The organism is Thermodesulfobacteriota bacterium, assembly GCA_040756475.1.
In the GTDB taxonomy this organism is placed as follows: Bacteria; Desulfobacterota; Deferrisomatia; order Deferrisomatales; family JACRMM01; genus JBFLZB01.
Genome location: JBFLZB010000329.1, coordinates 1 through 2,621, shown reverse-complemented (window position 1 = coordinate 2,621; position 2,621 = coordinate 1). Strand labels below are relative to the sequence as shown.

The following is a 2,621-nucleotide window of genomic DNA, read 5'->3' as shown; positions in this document are numbered from 1 at the left end:
CTCCCCTTCTCCAGAAACCGGCGCGAGGGCTTCGGGCCGAATACCCAGGTGCACCGACTGCTCGAGATGCGCGTCCAAGTCCTTACGCTCGCCCAGGGAGAGCCGCACCCCCGGCGCCTCGAAGACGAGTCCCCCGGCACCGGAGCGCAGGGCTCCCTCCAGCACGTTCATGGCAGGTGTGCCCACGAAGCTGGCGACGAAGAGATTTGTGGGGCGTTCGTAGAGGTCCCGGGGGGTGCCCACCTGCTGCACCGTTCCCTCGTGGAGCAGGACGACCGTCTGCCCCAGGGTCATGGCTTCGACCTGGTCGTGGGTCACGTAGACCATGGTGGCGCCGAGCCTGCGGTGGAGCTTGGCCAACTCCACCCGCATGGCGCTGCGCAGCTTGGCGTCGAGGTTCGAGAGGGGCTCGTCGAAGAGAAAGACCGCGGGGGTCCGGACGATGGCCCGGCCGATGGCGACCCGCTGCCGCTGCCCTCCCGAGAGCTCCCGGGGCCTTCGCCCCAGGAGGTCCTGGAGCTCCAGGAGGCGTGCTGCCTCCTCGATCTTCTTCCGGATCTCCGCTTTCGAGGTTCGCCTCGCCTTGAGGGGAAAGGCCAGGTTCTCGTAGACGGTCATGTGGGGGTAGAGGGCGTAGCTCTGGAACACCATGGCCACGTCGCGCTCCGCCGGGGTCAGCTGGCTCACCTCCCGGTCGCCGATCCAGACCTCCCCCCCGTCGTGGCCCTCCAGGCCGGCCAGGATGCGCAGGAGCGTGGTCTTTCCGCACCCGGAAGGACCCAGGAGGATGCAGAACTCCCCCTCCCGGACGTCGAAGGTGACCCCGTCGAGCACCCCTACGGCGGCGAAGGACTTTCGCAGGTTGCGGACGCGAACTCCGGACACGGTCACTCCTTCACCGCACCCGCCGAGAGCCCCCGGACGATGCGCCGTTGGAAGAGGAGCACGAGGAGCACCAGGGGCACGGTCGCCACGGTGGACGCGGCGGCGATCTCCCCCCAGGGGATGGTGTACTCCCCCTGGAAGAGGGCGATCCCCACGGGGAGGGTCTGGAGCCTCTGGTCCGTGAGGATCAGGAGGGCGAAGAAGAACTCGTTCCAGGCGTAGATGAAGACCAGGATGGAGGCGGTGAAGACGCCTGGGGCGGCCAGGGGCACGACCACACGGAAGAGGGTTTGCAGGTGCCCCCACCCGTCCACCCGGGCGGCATCCTCCAGGTCCCGGGGGAGCTCCCGAAAGAAGCTCACGAGAATCCACACCCCCAGGGGAAGGGTAAGGGTAACGTACGGGAGGATCACGCCCTGGTAGGTGTTGAGCCACCCCAGGCCGTGGAGGATGCGCCAGACGGGGCCGGCGATGGAGATCTGGGGGAACATGGAGACCAGCAGCAGGCTCCCCAGGAGCCACTCCTTGCGGGGCACCCGCAGCCGGGCCAAGGGGTATCCGGCCAGGACCGAGAGCAGGACCGTCACCGCCGTGGTCGCGCCCGCCACCGTCGCGCTGTTGGCCACATACCCCAGGAGATCGTAGCGCTCCACGGCGGAGCGGTAGAACGCCAGCGACCCGCTCGGCCACAGCACCGGGGGAATGGCGGTGACCTCCAGGGGCGTCTTGAGCGAGGTGCCCACGAACCACAGGAAGGGTCCCAGGCTGGCCACCACCACCAGGGCGGTGACCCCTCCGAACAGGGCGGCCGGGCCCGGAGGGCGCCTCACGCGCGCCCCCCCGCCCCCTGCCGGCCGAGCGCGGCGAGATAGGCCACCGAGACGCCCAGGGTGGCCAGGAAGACCAGCACCGAGACCGCCGACCCGTACCCCAGGAGTCCCTCGGCGAACATCTTCTTGTACCCATAGAACTGGAGGACGTTGGTGGCGTCGGCCGGCCCGCCCTGGGTCATGACGAAGACCAGGTCGAAGACCCGGAAGGCGTCCATGGTCCGAAAGAGCAGGGCGACGAGCAGGGCCGGCCGGATCAGGGGCAGGGTGATGCGCCGAAAGCGGGTCCAGGCCCCGGCGCCGTCGATGCGGGCCGCCTCGTAGAGGTGGTCGGGAATGGTCTGGAGCCCGGCGAGGATCAGGAGGGCCGCAAAGGAAGAGGTCTTCCACACATCCGCCGCCACGATCGCGGCGAAGGCGTGGGCCGGCTCGGCGAGCCAGGCGTGGTAGCGGGCCGTCTGGGTGCCGAAGAGGGCGAAGTTCACGAGGCCGTACTGGTCGTGGCAGAGGAACCGCCAGAGCTGGGAGGAGACCACGGTCGGAATCGCCCAGGGCACCAGGACCGCCGCCCGCACCGCCCCCCGGCCCGGAAAGCGGCGGTTGATCACCAGGGCGATCCCCAGCCCCAGGAGGAGCTCCAGCGCGGTGGTAGCGAAGACGAAGACCAGGGTATTGCGAAGCGACCGCAAGGCGACCCCGTCGGCCGACAGGTCCCGGTAGTTCTGGAACCCGACGAAGGCCTCCCCCAGGTGGGGCAGGCCCAGGACGATCCGGTGGAGCCGGAGCCGAACGAGACTTCAAGGTCCGCGGCGACTTCCTCCCGTTCCAGAACCGGCTGGCGGCAGCTCGCTCTTTTCGCGCTGCACCAGGCGCACCTCCCGATCCCACCGCCCACCGTCCTGGAGG

At 69.4% G+C, this 2,621-nt stretch carries 3 protein-coding genes; all 3 read right to left on the bottom strand.

Annotation, left to right across the window (positions count from 1 at the left end; genetic code table 11):
* Window positions 1-885: ATP-binding cassette domain-containing protein (locus AB1578_23300; GenBank protein ID MEW6490825.1), on the bottom strand; the 885-nt coding region annotated here is incomplete at its 3' end.
* A gap of 2 nt (window positions 886-887) precedes the next feature.
* The gene (locus AB1578_23295; GenBank protein MEW6490824.1) at window positions 888-1,715 is read right to left on the bottom strand and encodes a carbohydrate ABC transporter permease; all 828 of its coding nucleotides are present in this window, start codon (window positions 1,713-1,715) and stop codon (window positions 888-890) included.
* Window positions 1,712-2,404 carry a sugar ABC transporter permease gene (locus AB1578_23290; GenBank protein ID MEW6490823.1) on the bottom strand — a complete coding sequence of 231 codons (693 nt, stop codon included), beginning with the start codon at window positions 2,402-2,404 and terminating at the stop codon, window positions 1,712-1,714. Before AB1578_23290 ends, AB1578_23295 begins: the two co-directional genes overlap by 4 nt.
* Window positions 2,405-2,621: the final 217 nt, after the last annotated feature.